16 protein-coding genes are annotated in these 21230 nt (G+C 45.2%); 7 read left to right on the forward strand and 9 right to left on the reverse strand.

From position 1 onward, the window contains the following. Nucleotides 1-71 precede the first annotated feature (71 nt). Together accD and F7R58_RS12190 are read left to right on the forward strand one after the other, a co-directional pair. On the forward strand, nt 72-923 hold the full coding sequence (gene accD, locus F7R58_RS12185) for an acetyl-CoA carboxylase, carboxyltransferase subunit beta (RefSeq protein ID WP_158065179.1): 852 nt from the start codon (nt 72-74) through the stop codon (nt 921-923). Nucleotides 924-972: 49 nt separating this feature from the next. Continuing rightward, entirely contained in the window at nt 973-1485 is a 513-nt protein-coding gene (locus F7R58_RS12190; RefSeq protein ID WP_158065180.1) for a DUF6973 domain-containing protein, read from the forward strand. 68 nt (nt 1486-1553) lie between these two features. Here the strand turns inward: F7R58_RS12190 and F7R58_RS12195 are convergent, their stop codons facing one another. Next, the gene (locus F7R58_RS12195) at nt 1554-3680 is read right to left on the reverse strand and encodes an elongation factor G (RefSeq protein ID WP_158065181.1); all 2127 of its coding nucleotides are present in this window, start codon (nt 3678-3680) and stop codon (nt 1554-1556) included. Between the two features lie 181 nt (nt 3681-3861). On the opposite strand from F7R58_RS12195, the gene F7R58_RS12200 reads away from it, so the two are divergent. Next, entirely contained in the window at nt 3862-5265 is a 1404-nt protein-coding gene (locus F7R58_RS12200; protein WP_158065182.1) for a nucleoside recognition domain-containing protein, read from the forward strand. Nucleotides 5266-5315: 50 nt separating this feature from the next. On the opposite strand, the gene F7R58_RS12205 is transcribed toward F7R58_RS12200, so the two are convergent. From F7R58_RS12205 to F7R58_RS12220, 4 genes are read right to left on the reverse strand one after another with little or no spacing between them, the layout of a single operon-like run. After that, a complete protein-coding gene (locus tag F7R58_RS12205) occupies nt 5316-6356 on the reverse strand; it encodes a GMP reductase (RefSeq protein WP_158065183.1) in 1041 nt (346 codons plus the stop codon). 24 nt (nt 6357-6380) lie between these two features. Further along, nucleotides 6381-6938: an HD domain-containing protein gene (locus F7R58_RS12210; RefSeq protein ID WP_158065184.1), complete on the reverse strand. Its 558-nt coding sequence runs from the start codon at nt 6936-6938 to the stop codon at nt 6381-6383. A gap of 59 nt (nt 6939-6997) precedes the next feature. Beyond that, on the reverse strand, nt 6998-9739 hold the full coding sequence (gene fdhF, locus F7R58_RS12215; RefSeq protein ID WP_158065185.1) for a formate dehydrogenase subunit alpha: 2742 nt from the start codon (nt 9737-9739) through the stop codon (nt 6998-7000). Nucleotides 9740-9749: 10 nt separating this feature from the next. After that, nucleotides 9750-11402 carry an NADH-ubiquinone oxidoreductase-F iron-sulfur binding region domain-containing protein gene (locus F7R58_RS12220; protein WP_158065186.1) on the reverse strand — a complete coding sequence of 551 codons (1653 nt, stop codon included), beginning with the start codon at nt 11400-11402 and terminating at the stop codon, nt 9750-9752. Between the two features lie 112 nt (nt 11403-11514). Between F7R58_RS12220 and F7R58_RS12225 the strand changes: the two genes are divergently transcribed. Further along, nucleotides 11515-12156: a CPBP family intramembrane glutamic endopeptidase gene (locus F7R58_RS12225; protein ID WP_158065187.1), complete on the forward strand. Its 642-nt coding sequence runs from the start codon at nt 11515-11517 to the stop codon at nt 12154-12156. Here F7R58_RS12225 and surE read toward each other — a convergent pair. Next, nucleotides 12143-12925 carry a 5'/3'-nucleotidase SurE gene (gene surE, locus F7R58_RS12230; protein WP_158065188.1) on the reverse strand — a complete coding sequence of 261 codons (783 nt, stop codon included), beginning with the start codon at nt 12923-12925 and terminating at the stop codon, nt 12143-12145. The two genes, F7R58_RS12225 and surE, sit on opposite strands and share 14 nt — an antisense overlap. A 132-nt stretch (nt 12926-13057) precedes the next feature. On the opposite strand from surE, the gene F7R58_RS12235 reads away from it, so the two are divergent. Further along, the gene (locus tag F7R58_RS12235; protein WP_158065189.1) at nt 13058-15178 is read left to right on the forward strand and encodes a carboxy terminal-processing peptidase; all 2121 of its coding nucleotides are present in this window, start codon (nt 13058-13060) and stop codon (nt 15176-15178) included. A 70-nt stretch (nt 15179-15248) separates the two neighbouring features. On the opposite strand, the gene F7R58_RS12240 is transcribed toward F7R58_RS12235, so the two are convergent. The 3 genes from F7R58_RS12240 to F7R58_RS12250 all read right to left on the reverse strand — a co-directional run bounded on the left by F7R58_RS12240 (nt 15249) and on the right by F7R58_RS12250 (nt 19739). After that, nucleotides 15249-15755, reverse strand: a complete 507-nt coding sequence (locus F7R58_RS12240) for a superoxide dismutase family protein (protein ID WP_158065190.1) — start codon at nt 15753-15755, stop codon at nt 15249-15251. A 103-nt stretch (nt 15756-15858) separates the two neighbouring features. Then, nucleotides 15859-17046 (reverse strand): tRNA 2-thiouridine(34) synthase MnmA, encoded by a 1188-nt coding sequence (gene mnmA / locus F7R58_RS12245; protein ID WP_158065191.1) that lies wholly within the window; start codon nt 17044-17046, stop codon nt 15859-15861. A gap of 170 nt (nt 17047-17216) precedes the next feature. Continuing rightward, on the reverse strand, nt 17217-19739 hold the full coding sequence (locus F7R58_RS12250; RefSeq protein ID WP_158065192.1) for an ATP-dependent Clp protease ATP-binding subunit: 2523 nt from the start codon (nt 19737-19739) through the stop codon (nt 17217-17219). A gap of 157 nt (nt 19740-19896) precedes the next feature. Between F7R58_RS12250 and F7R58_RS12255 the strand changes: the two genes are divergently transcribed. Together F7R58_RS12255 and F7R58_RS12260 are read left to right on the forward strand one after the other, a co-directional pair. Continuing rightward, the gene (locus F7R58_RS12255) at nt 19897-20127 is read left to right on the forward strand and encodes a uroporphyrinogen decarboxylase (protein WP_158065193.1); all 231 of its coding nucleotides are present in this window, start codon (nt 19897-19899) and stop codon (nt 20125-20127) included. Next, on the forward strand, nt 20124-21224 hold the full coding sequence (locus F7R58_RS12260; RefSeq protein WP_158065194.1) for a glycosyltransferase: 1101 nt from the start codon (nt 20124-20126) through the stop codon (nt 21222-21224). The genes F7R58_RS12255 and F7R58_RS12260 overlap by 4 nt, the downstream gene beginning before the upstream one ends. Nucleotides 21225-21230 lie beyond the last annotated feature (6 nt).

A 21230-nucleotide genomic window follows, 5' to 3' on the forward strand; every position in this document is an offset into this window, starting at 1 on the left:
TTCCAAAGGAGCTCAGTAAATCGGAAAATTACAGAACTCCTTTGGAATTCAGTTTTAATAAATATTAGATAATGGCATTTGACTGGTTTAAAAGAAAGGCGCAGAATATAACAACTTCTACAGAAGACAAAAAGGACGTTCCTAAAGGTTTGTGGCACCAGACCCCATCCGGAAAGATAGTGGAGCATGAAGAGCTCAGGAAAAACAATTATGTTTCTCCTGAAGACGGGTTCCATGTGCGCATAGGCAGTACCGAATTCTTTGAAATGCTTTTTGACGGAAATCAGTACAAAGAACTGGACAAGGACGTGGAAAGTGTGGATATGCTGAACTTTAAGGATACAAAAGCATATTCAGAAAGATTGAAGGAGGTGAAGGCCAAAACCAAACTCACAGATTCAATACGGAACGCTACCGGAACCGTGAACGGTGCGCCTATGGTGGTTTCCTGTATGGATTTCTCTTTCATTGGAGGATCTTTGGGCTCTGTAATGGGTGAGAAAATCCGCCGTGCGGTGGATTACTGCATCGAAAATAAACTTCCGTACATGATTATATGTCAGTCCGGTGGTGCCCGAATGCAGGAAGCCACTTATTCGCTGATGCAATTGGCTAAAGTGCAGAGTAAACTGGCACAGCTGTCTGAAGCCGGCCTGCCCTATATTGCATATCTGTGCGACCCAACTTTTGGCGGGATCACCGCTTCGTTTGCGATGACGGCAGATATCATTATGGCAGAACCGGGTGCGCTTATCGGATTTGCAGGCCCGCGCGTTATTAAAGAGACCATTGGGCGTGATTTGCCGGAAGGTTTCCAGACATCTGAATTCATTCAGGAAAAAGGATTTGTTGATTTCATCGTACGCCGCACCGAAATCAAGGAAACAGTTTCCAAAACGGTTAAATTACTGACCCCGGCTTAATTTTAAAAACACTCTATAGATCTCACCTTATCGGGTGAGATTTCTGTTTATGCGGAAGTTACCTACCCTGTTTGTCCGGACTCTTTCTACCTTAAGCTTTGAAAAGATCGTGATGCTTATCAGAGCCACGGCTCCTCATCCTTTATTCACACTTTTGAGTTTTTACGCAACTGCAAGGTCTTTTTCCATTGCGCAGAAACATTTTCCGAAGACCAGTGCTGCAAACGGAATCGGCAATGCTTACCGGCATGCTTTATGGACCTGCCTGATTTTGATGTACTGCTGTAAGGTTTCCTCTCCGCAAAAGGCGTTGAATTACTGTAAGAAAATTACCGACCTGCACGAGGAACTTTTCCCCAATAAACCGCTGGAAAAAAAAATGGACCTGCACAACAACAAGGTAGGTATGGATTTGTTTATGAAACTGCTACAGGGCATTCACAGACAGTTTTTTGAGACTTCATTTTTTGTGGAACACCTGATGACCAAGACGAAAACTGCGGTAATACTTTCAGATATTAATCAGAATCCGGGTGAGGAACTGGTTTACCTGGAGGAGTAGACGGTTCTTATTAAAGAGGACGGCCATCCCGTAAAGAAATGGCCATCCGGTCAATATTTAATCAATAATTACACTTCAACTACCGTTGCGCGGTAATTCTGCACCAAATCCTGCTGCACATTTGACGGCACCAGCTGGTAGTCCGAGAATTTCATGCTGAACTTCGCTTTGCCGCCGGTAATAGATCTTAGTGAAGATCCATAGTCGTTCATTTCGGCCAGCGGCACCTCAGCCATAATCTTTTGGTAATGACCTTCAGTATCCATACCGGTGATCATGGCACGTCGGGTTTGCAGATCACCCATCACATCCCCGGTGGCTTCCTCTGGGCATAGAATCTCTACATGGTACATGGGTTCCAGCAGCTGGGGCTTCGCATTGTTAAAACCATCTCTGAATGCGCCGGAAGCTGCCAGCTGGAATGATATATCGTTACTGTCCACACTGTGCATCTTTCCGTCGTATACCACTACCCGTACGTTCTGACATGGAGATCCAGTTAAAGGGCCGTTTTTCATCTGCTGCATGATCCCTTTCTTGATGGCTCCGATGTAACGGTTGTCTATGGTGCCTCCTACAATACACCAGTAGAAAGCCAGTTTACCGCCCCAGGGCAGCTCCTCAAAATCTTTCTGACGGATACTCAGTCCGGATGGTTCGTCCATTCCGTCGTAATAATTTTCAACACGCATATGGATCTCAGCAAACTGTCCCGCACCACCTGACTGTTTTTTATGACGGTAACTTGCATCAGCACGTCCCGTAATGGTTTCCCTGTAAGAAATCCGCGGATCTTTCATCTGCATCTTTACCCCAAAATCCTTCTCCAACCTTTGTTTCAGCAAATCCAGATGCAACTGCCCCTGTCCGCCAATAATGGCTTCATGGGTGTCCGCATCAATATCAAGTTTCAGGGTTGGATCTTCCTCTTTCATTTTGTTCAGAGCTGCAAAAAGTTTTTCCGTATCGGCTGTAGTTTCAGCCCAAACAGCCTTCCTTACACGGCTTTCGGGAAATTCCATCGGCCTTATGCTCCTGGTGGCACCCCGGGCATTAAGGGTGCTGTTGGTGCGCGCAGACTTAAGTTTTACAGTTACCCCCAAATCACCAGCCTCCAGCTGACGGACGGGAATTCGCTCTTTTCCTTCAGAGACAAATAACTGCGCAATTCGTTCAATTTCTCCTGTTTCGGCATTCACAAGTTCATCTCCCGGTTTCAGGATTCCGGACATCACCTTAAAGTAGGAAAGGAGGCCCACCTGAGGTTCGGAGCTTGTTTTGTAGATAAATACGGTGGTTTTTTCAGTGGGATCACAGGTCAGCTCACTGCCATCCAGCAGCCTCCTGGCCGGACGGTCCAGCGGTGAGGGCGCAATATCATCAATAAAGCCCATGACTCTCCCACTGCCCATGTCTTTCAGGCCCGAAGAGACAAAAACCGGGAAAAACTGCTGGTGCGCTAATGCGATGGTTATCCCTTTTGCCAGTTCTTCCTCCGTAAGTGTTCCCTGTTCAAAATATTTTTCCATGAGTCCTTCTTCATTTTCAGCGGCAATCTCTACAAGAGCATTATGCATCTCATTTGCCCGCTGTATCTCACTTTCGGGAATAGGCATCTTTTCGGGCTTGCCGCCACTTTCAGGAAATTCATACATCACCATCCTTAAAGCATCAATAATCCGGTTAAACTTGTCGCCAGCGTTCAGCGGATACTGTACTGGTACAATGCGGGAACCGAATCTTTCACGAGCTTGCTGCAGGGTACTGTCATAGTCAGCCTTGGGATGATCCATCTGATTGATAACGAAAATTGCGGGTGTTTCATAACGCTGAACATATTCCCATACAAGTTCGGTACCTACCTCTACACCATTAGCAGCGTTCAGGACAATAACGGCAGTATCGGAAACCTTCAGCGAAGACACTTCCTCACCCACAAAGTCATCAAAACCCGGAGTATCCAGAACATTGATCTTATTGTTTTTCCAGTTTACGAACATCTGGTGCGAAAAGATTGTATTTTCCCGCTGATGTTCCAGATCTGTGTTATCACTTACGGTATTGTGACCCTCTACGCTGCCGCGGCGCCTTATGGCTCCTCCTTCATACAACATTGCCTCTATAAGCGTGGTTTTGCCGGAACCGGAATGTCCCAGCATCACCACATTACGTAAATCTTGTGTTTGTGCACTCATAGTATTGATGGTTTTTAGTTTCTAGGAAAGGATGCTGCATCGAGGTAAGCCCATCATCTGCATTTTGACATACTAAAGTTACGAAACTTTAAAATGCGCAATAAAAAAGTTTCCATGGTTTATCCATGATATTTAACATTGTTTTCCGAAAAGGCCTATTTTTAACGAAATTTTCAGAAGAATGGTTTTAAGCAGAATATGGTCAGCCTTCATCATTGTTGCCATCTTAGTAGCGAGCATAAAGTATCTTTTTTTCCCGGCCTACGGCGATATTTATAATGACATGGTTGTGGGAAAGGGCGGAGACACTGTGCAAATTGCACAGCAGCCGCTTGCCAGCATGACGCCAACGGTGCAGGAGGCACTGAAAAAAACCGATCTCTACGAAGAGCAGCATATTTCCTATAAAACGGACAGCCTGAAACAGAATGTTCAGGTCTACCGCGTACAGGCTACGGACGGCGTAATCGGCACTTCCGAAACGGCAGTAAAAATCTGCATAGGGCTTATCGGGATTATGACCCTGTTTATGGGTTTTATGAGTATTGCTGAAAAGGCCGGCGGCATCAACCTGCTTTCCAGGATGATACAGCCGTTTTTTTCCAGACTGTTTCCTGAAGTTCCTAAAAACCACCCCTCATTCGGACATATGATGCTGAATTTCAGCGCTAATCTCCTGGGTCTGGATAATGCCGCCACCCCTTTTGGACTGAAAGCCATGGAAAGCCTGCAGACCCTTAACCCATCTGCTGAGCGGGCATCCAATGCGCAGATCATGTTTCTGTGTCTTCATGCAAGTGGCCTAACGCTTATTCCGGTATCGATTATTGCCATCAGGGCCTCGATGAATGCTCAGAACCCAACTGATATCTTCCTGCCATGCCTTATTGCTACATTTGCCGCTACAATGGCCGCTATGATCATCGTATCCGTTAAGCAGAGAATAAATCTGTTTCAGCCTGTAATACTGGCGTATATCGGTGGGATCTCAGCGGTAATTGCTGCTCTGGTCGTATTCCTGCTACGCCTTAACCAGTCCGAACTTGCCAGTTTCTCCAAAGTGCTGAGCAACGGAATTATCCTGCTTATCTTCTTCGCTATTGTTCTGGGCGGGATTTATAAGAAAATTAATGTTTTTGATGCTTTTATTGAAGGGGCAAAAGAAGGTTTCTGGACCTGCGTGAAAATCATTCCTTACCTGGTTGGGATGCTTATCGCAATTTCCATGCTCAGAACTTCCGGTGTGTTCGAGGGGATCATAGACGGAATGAAGTGGCTGGCTGCGGCTGCAGGCACCGATACAAGGTTTGTGGACGGACTTCCGACTGCGCTCATCAAACCTCTGTCGGGGTCGGGAGCACGCGGTATGATGGTAGATACTATGGCCACCTTCGGCGCGGACTCCTTCCCCTCACGTTTAGCGGGTATTCTTCAGGGAAGTTCAGACACTACATTTTATGTAATCGCGGTATATTATGGAGCGGTAAATATCCGCAACACAAGATATACGGTTGGAGCCATGCTGCTGGCTGACCTGGTGGGTATTACTACATCTGTTATTTTGGCCTATATGTTCTTTGGGTAAAAATATGGTTCTTGTGATAGGCGAAGAGTGCAAATTATAAATACAGATTATCAGTCACCGAAAACCTCATTATGCTGTTCGGCCACACGGATAAATGTGGTTCGTTTGGAAAGCTCTTTAAGTTTTGACGCACCTACATAGGTACACGCAGAACGCACGCCGCCCAGGATATCCCGAACGGTTTCTGCTACGGCACCACGGTAGGGCACCTGGACAGTCTTGCCTTCGGAGGCACGATATCCTGCGACACCACCAGCATGTTTGTCCATAGCGGTCTTTGAGCTCATACCATAAAACTGGCGGAATTTTTTACCGTCAACCTCAACAATCTCACCACCGCTTTCGGCATGTCCGGCCAGCATGCCGCCAAGCATCACAAAATCGGCTCCGCCACCAAAGGCTTTGGCCACATCGCCGGGAACTCTGCAGCCTCCATCCGAAATAATATGTCCGCCCAAACCGTGTGCGGCATCAGCACACTCAACGATAGCAGAAAGTTGCGGATATCCCACACCTGTTTTTATTCGGGTGGTGCATACGGAGCCGGGACCAATACCGACCTTAATAATGTCTGCACCGGCGAGAATCAACTCTTCCACCATTTCGCCCGTCACCACATTTCCCGCCATAATCGTTTTAGCTGGAAAATGATGTCTCATTTTCTGAACAAATTCTACAAAATATTCCGAATAACCATTTGCCACATCAATACACAGAAACTGCAGCCGCGAGTGGTGTTGAAAGAGGTTTTTGATTTTTTGCTCATCTTCTTTACCTGTACCTGTGCTCACTGCAATATGTTCGTAAATTCCATCTGTAGGAGTACTGAGAAATTGATCCCATTCCTGCAGCGAGTAATGTTTATGAACAGCGGTCATCCATCCATCTCTTGCCAGTGCGGCAGCCATTTCAAATGTGCCCACCGTATCCATATTCGCTGCGATAAGCGGTATACCGTTCCACTCTTTCTGCGAGTTCCTGAAGATAAATTTTCTTGTTAAATCCACTTCGGCGCGTGACTTTAATGTAGAACGTTTTGGCCGGATCATCACATCCTTAAAACCAAGTTTTATATCATTTTCAATTCTCATTCGTTGCCATTTTATGATTGACAGTCATTTGGATTTCAAGGCCACAAGCGCCGCATCTACCACCATCAAAGCTTTCTCCCTTAATTCGCTGTTTCCACGGTTAAGTTTGAGGAGTATTTGACGTACTTCACGCAGATAAACGCGTGCAAAATCGCCGTCCCCGGCAGAAATTTCCTGCGCATTATCCATAATGTCGGCATACTTTATTGTCTGCGCGTCAGGCGATATGCGTATTAACCGCTGCAGTTCTTTTTCTTTACGGGTTCGACGGTTCAAAAGTGGATAGTTCTTTTTAATATAAACATCCGTCAGCTCGATCACCAGATCCACCGTTCTTTCTGTCTCGTCTTCATTCAGGTATATATTCAGGAACTTTCGCATTTCCCCGGCGGTAACCGGAGTATCTTCCAACACATCATGCAGCAGTGCAGCAGCAAGAACAGAAATATCAGAGGTATATATTTTTAAAGTTTCCATTACCCTTATCGGATGAACAATATATCTGTCCGGTGCGTATTTGCGGAGTTGTTCACCATGAGCTCTGTCTGCAAATTCTGTTATATGTTGAAGAATATTATTCAAACTTGTATATATTACGGAAAGTGCGGCAAAATCTGTTCCTATACCCTTTCACGATAACGTCAACGTTTTTCCTGCGCGTCCATCATCTTCTTATACTTTCCTTTGCTTTTCCTTATCCGGCAGCTCACCACTTTATATTCTGGACACATCGCTTCGGAACAATGTTCGTCCGAGGTGATGATGTTCAGCATAACCTCAGGGAAATGAAAGGTTGAACTCAATATTCCCGGTTTCATTTCCTCCGTTATTCTGGCTTTGATGTCTACTTTTCCACGCGGAGACTCCACACACACAAAATCGCCGTTCTGAATTTTTTCCCTGGCCGCATCTTCCGGGTTAATGAGCAAAAGATCTTCAGTAAGAATTTCTACATTGCCGGTACGGCGCGTCATTGCACCACAGTTATAATGTTCCAACTCACGGTTGGTGGTGATTATGTAGGGATAGTCCTTACCGTAATTTTCGATTTCATTGGATTCTTTAAAATTGATGAAGGTAAATTTTCCCAGGCCGCGGTTAAATTTTTCCACATGCAAAAGTTTGGTATCAGTGCCATCCGGCGCCACCGGCCACTGTTTTCCGCTGTTTCCCAGTTCGGTCCATTTTACGCCTGCAAAGAAGGGAACGATCTGGGAAATCTCCTGCAACATTACGCCCGCACTATAATCCGGCTGGGGATAACCCATTAAGTTCATTATATCAACTATAATTTGACCGTCGGTCTTTGTTCCTTGCAATGGCTGTACTACTCTTTGTACGCGCTGGATTCGTCGCTCGCCGTTTGTAAATGTGCCTTCTTTTTCCAGGAACGAAGTCCCGGGCAGGATTACTGTGGCATGACGCGCAGTTTCTGTCATGAAAAGCTCCTGCACGATGAGCATTTCCAGACTGTCCAGTGCATTGATCACCTTCTTCGTGTTGGGGTCCGTCTGCACGACATCTTCACCAATGAGCCAAAGCGCCTTTAATTTTCCTGCAATAGCTGCATCAAACATTTCGGGAATCTTGTAGCCAATATGCATTGGCAGGTTACGGCCGTAAAAAAGACTGTATCTTTCATTAATTTCGGGATCGGTTACATCCAGATAGCCGGCACCCTGGTGAGGCTGGCAACCCATATCTGCAGCACCCTGAACATTATTCTGCCCGCGCAGAGGATTTACGCCGGCGCCCTTTTTTCCGATATTGCCTGTGATCATCGCAAGATCTGCAATAAGCTGTACTGTAAATGTTCCCTGCATCTGCTCAGTAACACCCAAACCATGAAATTCCATGGCGGCCCCTGCCGCAGCGTATGCAACTGAGGCTTCCCGGACCAGCTTTTTATCAACACCTGTGATGCGCTCCAGTTCATCAATATCCAGTTTCAGGACTTCGCCTTTCATTTCCTCATAACCCTCTGTTCTGTTACGTATGAATTCCTGATCCTCCAATCCTTCACTAATAATATAGTACAACATCATGTTGAGCAAGGCGACGTTTGTACCCGGTCTGAGCTGAAGGTGATATTTTGCGAATTTGGCCAACTCTATTTTCCTGGGATCGATCACGATGCCAGTTACTCCCTTCATCATTCTTTGCTTGATCCGGGCACCTGTTACAGGATGCGCAACAGTAGGATTGGCACCGATCACCAGGATACAGTCCGTGTAGGCCAAATCATCTATGGAATTGGTGGCAGCTCCGGTTCCAAAGGCCCGCTGCATACCCAAAGCTGTTGGCGAATGGCAAACCCGGGCACAACAGTCTATATTATTAGTACCAATAACTGCACGCATGAATTTCTGCATCAGATAATTCTCTTCGTTGGGGGTGCGTGCCGATGATATGCCGGCAATGGAATCCGGTCCGTCATTTAGGAGTATTTTTTTGAAATTCTCAACTATAAATGAGTAGGCCTCATCCCAACTAACCTCCTCGAACTGACCGTTTCTCCTGATCATGGGGCTGCGAAGCCGGTCCGGATGATTGTAAAATTTAAAGGCATAGCGGCCTTTCAGACAGGTATGACCCAAATTGGCTTCAGCATCATAGGGACTTGTTATAGAAATTATTTCATTACCCCGGCTTGCGACATTGAGGTTACAACCCACCCCGCAGTAGGTACAGACAGTTCTTGTTATCTTTTCAGGAACAGTTTCAGACAGTTGGAAAATATCGGTGATGGCATCGGTAGGACAGGTTTGTGAGCAGGCGCCACAGCTTACGCAGTCTGATTCCATAAAACTAACGTCCATCCCTTTGATGATATGTGCTTCATATCCCCTGCCGGCCATATTGAGTACCATCTGGCCCTGAACCTCATCGCAGGCGCGAACGCAGCGGAAACAGTTGATGCAGTTATTCAGGTCCGACCGCATATAAGGATGGCTTGTATCCGGTAAGAAATAATCTTTACCTGATGTTTCATATCTGACACCCTTTATACCGATATTCTGAACCACACGGTCAAACTCCGAAGGCTGGGTACTTTTACTGAAACGTCGGTCAGGCGGCAGATCCGAAAGTACCAGTTCAAGGATGTTTTTTCTTAGACTCTGGATATTAGGCGATTCCGGGTAAATAAAAAGGTTTTTCGCCATTGGTGAGTGGCAGGAAGCCATCGCTTTTGTTTTCCCGTCCCGTTCCAGCGCCACATCAACGCAGCAAACCCTGCAGGAGCCAAAGGGCTCCAGATTAGGTGCATCACAAAGCGTGGGAACTGAATGCTGCCCTTTATGCCTCCGTATGAAGGTAAGCATGGTTTCGCCGGGATAGAATTCAAATGGCTGGTTATTGATATAGGCAATGTTTTCCATCATTCTGGAGATATTAATTGAAATGCAGGTTCAGCTCATCCACAAAATACATAAGTGCATTTCGTGCCGGCAGAGGAATTCCGCCGCCATGTGCACATAATGAACCCTGCTGCAGGGTGTTCAGCAAATCCATAAAAAGTTCCCTGTTTACTGTCTTCATATCATGGGCTGCCGCGTGCAGCATCTCATGCGCGCGTTTAGTGCCCAAACGGCAGGGGAAACATTTTCCGCAGCTTTCAAAAGCCGCAAACTGGAAAAGATGTTCCAGATATTTTATCATGGGAAAATCCGAAGGTATACAGACTATAGATGCATGGCCTAATAGAAAACCTTCTGCCGCAAAAGATTCAAAATCCACCGTAAGTGACGAAATTTTCTCTACAGGTACAATGCCACCCAAGGGCCCTCCAATGTGAAGCGCCTTAACCGGCTTGCGGAAGCCACCACCCAATTCATAAATAACTTTCTGCAGCGGTGTACCCATTTCAACCTCTACAATCCCCGGTCTGTTGAAGATTCCGTCCAGAGACACCAGTTTGGTACCTCTTGATTTTTCGGTTCCCAATCGGGCATATGCAGATCCTCCGTTCTCTACAATCCATTTGGCGGCTGCCAGTGTTTCTACATTATTCACCACAGTGGGCTTAAGGAAAAGCCCTTGTTGGGTAGGGAACGGGGGTCTTGTACGTACTTCGGGGCGCTGCCCTTCTATGGCGTTTATAAGCGCGGTTTCCTCGCCACAAATGTAGGCACCCTGTGCTTTTATTACCTTAAAATTAAAAGTAAAACCTGAACCTAGAATATCTTCTCCTATCAGTTTATTTGCTAATAGCTGCCGGATTGTCTCTTCAACTGTATGTACAGCCTCAGGATATTCCGCACGGATAAAGAGGACGCCCCAATTTGCACCCGTGCAGATACCGGCTATCAGCATACCGAAAAGCACGGACAAAGGCTTCTCCTCCAAAAGATAGCGGTCTGAAAACGCACCCGGATCTCCCTCATCGGCATTACAAATGATGAATTTTTCGTCTGAAATTTCATTACGGCAACCTTCCCATTTTATTCCCATAGGAAAACCGGCGCCACCCCTGCCGCGAATCTGAGAAATTTTTATTTCATCCAGGAGTTTCTCAGGACCACTTTGCAAAGCAGTGTAAAGCAGTGCTTTAAATTCCTTCACATCATTAAAAGATTCCGTGAGGAGCGGGTAACCGGCAGAAACTCCATAATGTCCGTTCTGAACCACTTCTTCTTTTTTAAGAAGATTTTCCAGTTGGTCAATACTGTTACCTGAGTAATTTTTTCCCTGATAATGGAAAGAGGAATTTTCGTGGCAGCGACCCAAACAGGTCATATGGCCTATCGCAGACTCCTCAAAATGCTGTTTCACTATTTCGTTAACCTTTTCCTGTGTACCGGCACAGAGGCAGGCGGAACCATTGCAGATGTAGATTTGCTTTCCCCTGTTTTCAGGTTTCATAAAATCATAAGCTGTGATGCTGCCGTAGGTATTCGCATCGCCGATAAGAAATTCATCTGCCAACCAGGCAAGAGCTTCAGGAGCCGGCGTACCGTCAGCGGCTATCGCTGCCAGTCCCATTTGTTCAAACAAATTCCGCTGAAGTCCTTTACGGCCTGAAAGTGCGCTTAAATTCCTGGACATGAGTACTTTATTTAGTAGAGTGAAGTTAAGAAAATTTATTTGCGGACTCAACTATTATTTCAAATCAGCTTGATTAGGTTGGAAGCATCTATATTTGCGGAAATTTGTGCTCATGGAACCCTTCATTGTCAGCATCGCCGTATTCACTGCTGTCCTTCTGGTTGCATACAGAAGAAATTCACTTCGCCTGCTTAACCCGGAAACCGCTGTGGGAAGTCCTTCACTGCTTATTTTGCTGAATGTGACAGGAATCCTGACGTTCGGACTTCTGCCACTGCTTTATTTTCCCCTGCCAGAAATGTTTCTGGTAAACGCAGCCACCTCAAAATGGCTGTTGCTTGCCGCACTTGTCTTGCTTACGTCCTGTTTCGCCTATTTTATTGCTGAAAAAGACCTTCAGCAAAATAAGGTTTCTGTTCATCCGAAACTCCTGAGCAGCGGGTTCCTTCTCCTGTATTTTACAGTGCGGATTGCCTTTATAGCCACTTATGAGATATGGTTCAGGGGATTTTTTCTGTTTTTCTGCATGGACCGGTTGGGAACCTTTAACGCCGTCGCATTAAATGTTGTTTTATATGTTCTTCTGCATGCTGTAAACGGAAAAAGGGAGATGCTGTCCTGCATTCCCTTTGGTATCTTGCTTTGCGCAATGGCTATTTGGTTTGAATCACCTCTTCCCGCCGTGCTGATTCATCTGGCACTCACGGTGCCGTATGACATTCAGTTTGTAAGGATTAAGTCTAAGACACGTTAGCTTCTGAATTCAGTATTTCACCGAGGCTGATCATATGCTCGTGTGCGGTAAGGTCAAACTTCACCGGCACGACCGATATATAACCTTCAGCGAGCGCATTCTCATCTGCATCGGCGCCCGAGTCCATATTGTTGAAATAACCTGTCAGCCAGTAATACTTCTTGCCGTGCGGATTGATTCTTTCATCAAAATTTTCTTCCCATTTAGCTACTGCCTGACGGCAAACACGGATTCCCTTGATCTTGTCTTTGTTTAGTTTAGGAATATTCACATTAAGAACCACTCCTTTAGGCATTGGGTTTTCCAGAGTCCTGGTAACTATTTGCTGTATATACTCCTTGGCCTGGCTGAAATCGGCGTCCCAGCTGAAGTCCAGCAGCGAGAAACCTATTGCCTGCAAGCCTTCGACTCCCGCTTCTACCGCTGCAGACATGGTACCTGAGTAGATGACGTTGATGGATGAATTGGCTCCGTGGTTAATTCCTGAGACAACAATGTCCGGGCGACGAGTTAATATCTTGTCCAGGGCAAATTTTACACAGTCCACCGGAGTACCGCTCAGTGAAAAATCCCTTTGTGGGCCTTCCAGCTGTATTTCCTCAAATGTTAGGGTAGAATTAATGGTGATAGCGTGACCTTTGCCACTTTGTGGAGAGTTAGGTGCAACCACAGTCACATCTCCTATTTCATTCATAAATTCAACCAGATTCCGAACACCCGGAGCGGTTATGCCATCATCATTGGTGACTAATATCTGAGGTCTCTGCATATTCCTTTCTATTTTTAACAAAAATAATTAAAAAACCCCGTTATCTTGCAATTAGGTATTAAATTTGAAGTTCTGACGAGCCATGTAACAACCACGGCTATATTTTAACTAATAACAGTATAAGTTTACAGTATGTTTAAAAAGTCCAAACTAAATAAATTACTTTTATTTGTTCCTTTAATGAGTCTGATGTTCTGTTTCAATGCAGCCCAGAATGACGACGAAAAGATGCAGACCATCATGGTTAGCGTGAAAAACACGCTCTCTTATCTTCATTACAGTCCGAAACCAATTAACGATGCGTATTCCCAGGAGGTATACGATAAATATTTTGAGATGGTAGATTTCGGCAAGAGGTATTTCCTGCAGTCCGATATGGCTGAATTCAGCAAACACCGTACTAAACTTGATGATTATCTGAACCGAGGTGACCTTACCTTCTACAAACTTACTGTGGACAGGCTTTATCAGCGTGTTGACGAGATAGACAAGATCACGCAGGAAATCTTCAGCAAGCCTATAAATCTGAATGAGGATGAAGTGCTTATCCTGGAACACAAAATTAAAAAAGCACCGGTTAACCGCGAGGAGCAGTATAATGAATGGAAGAAATTCATCAAGTACAATATCCTTCAGGAAATGGAAACGCTGAACAGCAGGGAAGAAAGCCAGCGTAAAAAGAAGGACAGTGTTCAGAAATTCGGTCTTAAGGATACCATAAAACTGGAAATTCTGACCCCCGAGCAAAAACTGACTAAAGCGACAGGTGAGGTGAAGGATCTTATGGGAGAAACCTTTACACGTTTTAAGAAAAGAAAGAAAATGGACTGGTTTACGGTCTATATGAATGCTTATTCTGAGGTTTTCGATCCGCATACCAATTATTTTTCACCCCGGGATAAAGAAGATTTTGATGTAAACTTCACCGGCAAAGTGATAGGCATCGGAGCCATTATCCAGGAGAGAAAAGGAAACCTATTTCTGGGAGCACTTACTGTTGGAGCACCTGCCTGGAAATCCAAACAGCTTTCCGAAGGCGACAAAATTCTTAAAGTAAAATCACTGCCAAACAAGGAGGCCGTCAATGTGGTAGGCATGCTGTCTGATGAGGCGGTAAGGCTTATTCGCGGCAAGGAAGGCACAGCAGTAACTTTAACCGTTGAGAAGAAAGATAAAACTGTGAAGGAAGTCACAATGATACGTGAGGAAGTGGCCATGGAGGATACTTATGCCCGAAGCATCATCATAAATTCTAAAGACGGCAAGAAATTCGGATTCATTAACCTTCCGGGATTCAATGCCGAGTTTGACAAGGAAGATGGCCGTAATGCCTCTGACGATATTAAGAATGAGATCATCAAGCTGAAAGCGCAGAATGTACAGGGAATTATTCTGGATTTGCGGAATAATGGCGGTGGGTCACTGACTGAAGTGGGCGACATCATGGGGCTTTTCATGAATGCCGGGCCTTATGTGCAGGTTAAGGATGGACAGGGTAAGATTCAGACTCTTAGAAATAAAACCAATGCACCAATCTGGACCGGACCACTGGCAATCATGCAGAATGAACTTTCTGCCTCTGCTTCCGAAATTCTGGCAGGAGCCATGCAGGATTACGGCCGCGCGGTAGTGCTGGGCTCTCCCCAATCCTTTGGTAAAGGAACTGTACAGACGTTTGTGGACCTGAACCGTTTCCTGAATACCAATGATGATTTCGGTTCGCTGAAACTCACCATTCAGAAGTTCTACCGTATTACCGGCGAATCCACACAGAAGAAAGGTATTGAATCGGATATAAAGATGAAGGACTTCTTCACATTTTCCGAAATTGGAGAACGCTATGACGATTATGCGTTGGCCTGGGACAAAATTCCTCAGGTAGCTTTCAATAAAGTAAACGGCATCAATATTCCGAAAATGCAGCAAAACAGCGCGCAGCGAATGAGCGTAAACTCCAATTATCAGTTATTGCTTGAATCTGCACAGTGGAAGGAAAAAATGGGTAAGGAAGAGAGTATTACGGTGAACCAAACCAAGTTTTTCGCACTGATGAAACAGCGAAAAGATGAAATCAGGAAATTTGAGAAACTGGATAAATTCAATAACGGACTGGTGTTTTCCATTTATCCTCAGGAAGTGCAGCGGGAAAAGACAGATGAAGTCTTCAGGAAAAAGACTGAGAACTGGAAAAAGATGCTTTCCAAAGATGTTTATCTGGAAGAAGCCGTCAATGTAATTTCTGAAATGATTTAACAGCCATCAATCGTAAACAAAAAAATCGTCATTTTCCAATGACGATTTTTTTGTTCTATAAATATTTGCATTATTTTATTTCCACGCACCCTATTCTTCCCCCTGCGTTTCCGGTAGGTTGGGTTTTGAAATCATCGGCCTGGGCATGAATGATAATTGATTTTCCGTAGAGGTTTTTTGCAGGATCACTACAACCCAGACACCATTTGTCCGTTTTCATCACCAGTCTTGAAGTACCGTTACCATCCGCTTTCAGATTTCCCAGGTCGCCGATATGGTGTTCGCCCATACCCCATTTACCGTGGTCGTGTGAAGTCGGATTCCAGTGTCCACCGGCTGAACTCCCATCCGCAGCACTGCAGTCTCCGTTTTCATGAATGTGTGCCGCATGTATGCCGTTGGGTTTCAGTTTCAGCACATTCATATCCAGTTCTACTGAACCCCCTTTTTGGGTAAACATTGCGGTTCCCTGAACCTCGGAGTTGCTTTTTGATTCAATTGTATACGTCTTGGTTGTAGCACAGGAAGTGAGCATTAAAGCCAGCACAGCGGCTACGGAGAATGTCGTTTTAGTCATTGCAGAAATTTTTACCGTAAATTTAGTACTATTTAAATGAGTAATCAACGTCAAATGGCCAATATGAAAGTTTCACTCTGAATTCTGTAATTAACTGAGGTATTTAAGATATCACACCGCTCCCCAGCAGTTCTTCACCGTTGTACCAAGCTGCAAACTGACCCTCCGCAATAGCGGACTGCGGTCCAGCAAACTCGATGTAGAGGCCGTCCTCAAACTGATACAAGACCGCTTCTTCCAAGCCCTGCCTGTATCTGATTCGGGCCTGCACCGGCATTGATCCGCCGTTTTCCAGCCTTAAATCTTCGCGAACCCAGTGAACATCAGCATTATCAATCTTAAGCGCCTTTCTGAAAAGGCCTGGAAAGTTACGGCCTTCACCCACGTAAATGATATTGTGTTCCATATCCCTGGAAATAATAAAGCAGCTCTCTTTGTGCCCACCTATTCCCAAACCCTTGCTTTGGCCAATCGTGAAGAACTGTGCGCCCTGGTGGGTCCCAATCACTTTACCGCCCTCTTTACTGTATTTTATTTTGGCTGACAGGAACTCCAACTCCTCCTGCTTGGAGTTAAATTCCGGGATTTCCTCGTGAAAAGCGGGAAAATCATTGAATATTTCAACAATCTCGCCTTCTTTCGGCACCAACTGCTGCTGAAGGAAAGTTGGAAGACTAACTTTACCTATGAAGCAAAGTCCCTGGGAATCTTTCTTTTCTGCAGTAACAAGTCCTATTTCCTTCGCAATCGCACGAACCTCCGGCTTTGTAAGTTCGCCAATGGGGAACAGGGCTTTTGACAGCTGCTCCTGGCTAAGCTGGCACAGGAAATACGACTGGTCCTTATTATTATCCTTACCCGCCATTAAACGGTAGGTGGTATCACCGCTTTCATTTTCAAACGAATCAACACGGGCGTAGTGTCCTGTGGCTACCTTATCAGCACCCAGAGACAGCGCAGTTTCCAGGAAAACATCAAACTTAACCTCACGGTTGCACAGAATATCCGGATTGGGTGTACGCCCGTTCTGATATTCGGCAAACATATAATCCACGATTCTTTCTTTATAAAGGTCGCTCATATCAATCACCTGAAAAGGAATTCCCAGTTTTTGAGCTACCATAAGGGCATCATTGCTGTCCTCCACCCAGGGGCATTCGTCCTCTAATGTGACAGAAGCGTCGTTCCAGTTCCGCATAAAGAGAGCGATCACCTCGTGACCCTGTTGCTGCAAAAGGTACGCAGCTACTGAAGAATCCACTCCGCCGGAAAGTCCAACTACAATCTTCATTATTAAGTAAATTTTTGCAAAATTAAGGTTTTAGGAATGATTGTACGCGTTCCAAGGATTTATGCTGTGCATCAGCGTCATTGACAGTACACTTATTTCCTGAGCCTGCGCGGTAACACGCTATAAAAAAGACCGCATTTCTGCGGTCCCCGGTTTAATAAATTCAGCTATCAGGCTTTTTCTTTCTTTGTTTTAGGAGCCACTTCCTTCTCCAGCCCATCTTTTTCCTCATTCAGTTTTAACACAATGTTCTGACCCTCGGAGATCTGCTTATTTACAAGCATTTCAGCTATAAGATCTTCAATATATTTCTGAATAGCTCTCTTCAGCGGACGTGCACCAAAGTCTTTGTCCCAACCTTTTTCGGCAATAAAATCCTGAGCTTCTTCAGTCAGTTCTACAGAATAGCCCAGTTTTTCAAGTCTCGCGTACAGTTTGGAAAGTTCCAGATTGATAATCTGTTTAATGTCTTCTTTGGAAAGTGAGTTAAAGATGATGATGTCATCAATTCTGTTCAGGAATTCCGGTGCGAAAGCCTTCTTCAGCGCATTTTCAATAGTTGCTCTGGCACGTGCGTCCGAAGATGATTTTTTGGCTGTTGTGCCGAATCCTACTCCATCTCCAAAATCCTTAAGGTCCCGGGTTCCGATATTAGATGTAAGGATGATTATCGTATTACGGAAATCGATCTTACGGCCCAAACTGTCGGTAATGTGTCCTTCGTCCAGAATCTGAAGAAGTATATTGAATACATCAGGATGCGCTTTTTCAATTTCGTCCAAAAGCAGTACTGCGTAAGGCTTTCTCCGGACGGCTTCAGTGAGCTGCCCTCCTTCTTCGTATCCTACATATCCCGGAGGCGCACCTACCAGCCTGGAAACAGCGAACTTCTCCATATATTCGCTCATGTCGATACGGATAAGCGCATCATCGCTGTCAAAGAGTTCACGGGCCATCACTTTCGCCAGTTCTGTCTTACCAACGCCGGTGGTTCCCAGGAAGATAAACGTACCAATAGGTCGGTTAGGATCTTTAAGACCGGCACGGTTTCTTTGAATGGCTTTCACCACCTTTTTCACAGCATCTTCCTGACCGATCACCTTGCCGTTCAGTTTATCATCCATCTGCGCCAGCTTGTCCAGTTCATTTTTACCTACCTTGGTTACAGGTATACCACTCATCATGGAAACGACCTCCGCCACACTTTCCTCGCTAACAACTTCTTTCTTTTCCTTCACATCCTTATCCCACTGCTCCTGAGCTGCGGCTAGTTCACGGGTAAGCCTTTCCTCTTCATCTTTAAGTTTACGTGCTTCAAGATAATCCTGGGCTTTTACAGCCTGCTGCTTTTTAGTTTTTATTTCCTCTATTTTCTTTTCATTGACAATGATTTCAGTAGGAACCTTCATGTTCTTGATATAGACACGGGAGCCCGCTTCATCCATCGCATCAATTGCTTTATCCGGCAGGAAACGGTCTGTAATGTATCTAGAAGTCAGATTAACACAGGCAGTAATAGCTTCGTCTGTATAGGTAACATTATGATGGTCTTCATATTTGTCCTTAATCTGCTTAAGGATCTGTATTGTCTCATCAATTGATGTGGGTTCAACCATCACCTTTTGGAACCTGCGCTCTAAAGCACCGTCCTTTTCAATATACTGACGGTATTCATCCAGGGTTGTAGCGCCTATGCACTGGATCTCTCCCCGTGCGAGAGCAGGCTTAAACATATTTGATGCATCGAGGCTGCCTGTAGAGCTTCCTGCTCCAACGATAGTGTGAAGTTCATCAATGAACAGTATGACATCGCGGTTTTTCTCCAGCTCAGTCATTATTGCCTTCATTCTTTCCTCAAACTGACCACGGTACTTTGTACCCGCCACCAAACTGGCTAAGTCTAAAGTAATTACCCGTTTACCGTATAAAACGCGGGAAACTTTCTTCTGGTGAATACGTAGTGCCAAGCCCTCAGCAATGGCGGACTTTCCCACCCCGGGTTCACCTATAAGAAGCGGGTTGTTCTTTTTGCGGCGCGACAGGATTTGCGAAACTCTTTCGATTTCCTTTTCGCGTCCTATTACGGGATCCAGCTTACCGTCTTTTGCCAGCGTGGTGAGATCCCTGCCGAAATTATCAAGTGTTGGAGTTTTACTTTTACCGGCGCCCAGACTGGCACCCGGCTTGCGCATCTGGCCATACTCTTCCCTCTCGTCATCATCGTCGTAAGCACTCATCTTCGGAGTTTCCCCAGAATTCTTAAGCATCAGCTGATATTCACGTGATACACCTTCGTAATCAACATCGTAAGCACTCAAAATGCTGGAAGTCGGGTCTTCAAACTTATAAAGTATACCCAGAAGCAGGTGCACTGTATTGATTTCGGAACTTTTATACTGACGGCACTCCAATTCAGAACGCTTTACCGCCTGATCTGCCAGTTTGGTAAATGATATATTCGGAATTTCATCATTCAGCACATTTACTCCCGAAACGCTCATTGTTTCAATCTTTCTGCGGATCTGAGTTAGGTCTGCATTAAGGTTCTGCAGAATTTCACGCGCGGAATTTTCGGTTTTTATGATTCCCAGAAGCAGATGTTCAGTGTTCAGGAATTCACTTTTCAGCCGTCGAGCCTCGCTTTTGCTGTGTTTGAAAACTTTGTCCAAACCATCTGAAAATTTATAATCCATAATTAGGTTCTCGTTTAAAAATAAGGCGGCGAATTCCGGCCTTAGTTACACTCTAAGTTACAAATACTTTACCAAAATTCAAATAATGACTTTCTGGCAGGCCCATTTTCAATATCTTACTGGAAATGATTAGATTTGCGGTCCAAAATCAATTTTTATGAGCCCAGAAATCGCCAGTTATTGCGGGTATGCAGCCTCGGTCTTTATCGTTTTAAGTTTCATACTGAAAGATGTAAGGAAAATCCGCTTTGTTAATATGATAGGCTGTATCCTCTTTGTCGTTTACGGCATTTTCAGCGGTATGCTGTGGCCCATAATCATTCCCAATGCAATTTTGTGTTTTATACAGGTGTATCATCTGGTCAGAAATGAAAAAACGCCTTCATGAAAATTCTGGTTTCGGCGTTCAGCAGTCTCTATACAGATCAGCGGATTGAAAAGGTTTGCCGCACACTTTATGAGAATGGGCACGGTATTCAGCTGATTGGTAACGACTGGGGCGGCGCAGAAGAGATGCATAGGCCTTATCCGTTTTCTCGGATTCGCATAAGATCCCGTGTTCTCCGGTTTGCTTACCCCGAGTTTATGTGGAAACTCTATAAGGAACTGGACAGAAAAACAGACAGGGAAACGGTTTTGTTGGCAAATGACCTGGACTCGCTTTTACCCAATATGATCATTGCCCGGAAATATAAGATCCCGCTGGTCTTTGACAGTCATGAAATTTTCACTGAGATGCCCGCCATCAAAGGCCGCTGGACGCAGAAGGTGTGGAAATTCCTTGAAAGAAGACTCGTACCCGGCCTCAGATATATGATGACGGAAAGTGAGAGCTATGCGGAATGGTTTACCAGGGAATACGGTGTACATCCTGTTGTGGTACGCAACATACCCCGTATCATCAAAGAACAAATTACCCTCCCCGAAAATCAAACAAAGATCATAATATATCAGGGTGCTGTAAATCAGTCACGTGGAATACCCAGCGCAATAAGGGCTATGCACTATATAAACGGTGCCAAGCTGGTCATTGCAGGTGACGGACCGATGCGTACCCAATATGAAAAACTTTCGGTTGATGAAGGACTGAAAGACCGGGTTCATTTTGCCGGCAAACTTCATCCGGACGACCTGCGCAAACTCACCCGTACCGCAGACGTTGGCCTGAGCCTGGAGGAAAACGGCGGAGTAAGTTACCTTTATTCGCTGCCTAACAAAGTGGCCGATTATATACAATCGCGGGTTCCGGTTGTTATGATCAACTTCCCTGAAATGATGAAAGTATATAATGATTTTAAAGTGGGTGAGGTGGTGCAAAATCATGATCCTGAAAACCTGGCGGCCAAGATAAAAACCGTCCTGGAGAAAGGAAGATCATATTATCAGCCTGAGCTTGAGAAGGCGGCAGAACACCTGAACTGGGAGAACGAGGAGCATCAGATCCTGACTCTTTTCGAAAAAGTGCGAAAGGAAAACTTTCGCTAATTTTGC

This window comes from Chryseobacterium sp. (genome assembly GCF_008831505.1).
In the GTDB taxonomy this organism is placed as follows: Bacteria; Bacteroidota; Bacteroidia; order Flavobacteriales; family Weeksellaceae; genus Marnyiella.

Excerpts from the sequence above, each read along its gene's own strand:
- accD (WP_158065179.1), top strand. The coding sequence starts at position 72 with ATGGCATTTGACTGGTTTAAAAGAAAGGCGCAGAATATAACAACTTCT.
- F7R58_RS12190 (WP_158065180.1), top strand. The coding sequence starts at position 973 with ATGCGGAAGTTACCTACCCTGTTTGTCCGGACTCTTTCTACCTTAAGC.
- F7R58_RS12195 (WP_158065181.1), bottom strand. The coding sequence starts at position 3,680 with ATGAGTGCACAAACACAAGATTTACGTAATGTGGTGATGCTGGGACAT.
- F7R58_RS12200 (WP_158065182.1), top strand. The coding sequence starts at position 3,862 with ATGGTTTTAAGCAGAATATGGTCAGCCTTCATCATTGTTGCCATCTTA.
- F7R58_RS12205 (WP_158065183.1), bottom strand. The coding sequence starts at position 6,356 with ATGAGAATTGAAAATGATATAAAACTTGGTTTTAAGGATGTGATGATC.
- fdhF (WP_158065185.1), bottom strand. The coding sequence starts at position 9,739 with ATGATGGAAAACATTGCCTATATCAATAACCAGCCATTTGAATTCTAT.
- F7R58_RS12220 (WP_158065186.1), bottom strand. The coding sequence starts at position 11,402 with ATGTCCAGGAATTTAAGCGCACTTTCAGGCCGTAAAGGACTTCAGCGG.
- F7R58_RS12225 (WP_158065187.1), top strand. The coding sequence starts at position 11,515 with ATGGAACCCTTCATTGTCAGCATCGCCGTATTCACTGCTGTCCTTCTG.
- surE (WP_158065188.1), bottom strand. The coding sequence starts at position 12,925 with ATGCAGAGACCTCAGATATTAGTCACCAATGATGATGGCATAACCGCT.
- F7R58_RS12235 (WP_158065189.1), top strand. The coding sequence starts at position 13,058 with ATGTTTAAAAAGTCCAAACTAAATAAATTACTTTTATTTGTTCCTTTA.
- F7R58_RS12240 (WP_158065190.1), bottom strand. The coding sequence starts at position 15,755 with ATGACTAAAACGACATTCTCCGTAGCCGCTGTGCTGGCTTTAATGCTC.
- mnmA (WP_158065191.1), bottom strand. The coding sequence starts at position 17,046 with ATGAAGATTGTAGTTGGACTTTCCGGCGGAGTGGATTCTTCAGTAGCT.
- F7R58_RS12250 (WP_158065192.1), bottom strand. The coding sequence starts at position 19,739 with ATGGATTATAAATTTTCAGATGGTTTGGACAAAGTTTTCAAACACAGC.
- F7R58_RS12255 (WP_158065193.1), top strand. The coding sequence starts at position 19,897 with ATGAGCCCAGAAATCGCCAGTTATTGCGGGTATGCAGCCTCGGTCTTT.
- F7R58_RS12260 (WP_158065194.1), top strand. The coding sequence starts at position 20,124 with ATGAAAATTCTGGTTTCGGCGTTCAGCAGTCTCTATACAGATCAGCGG.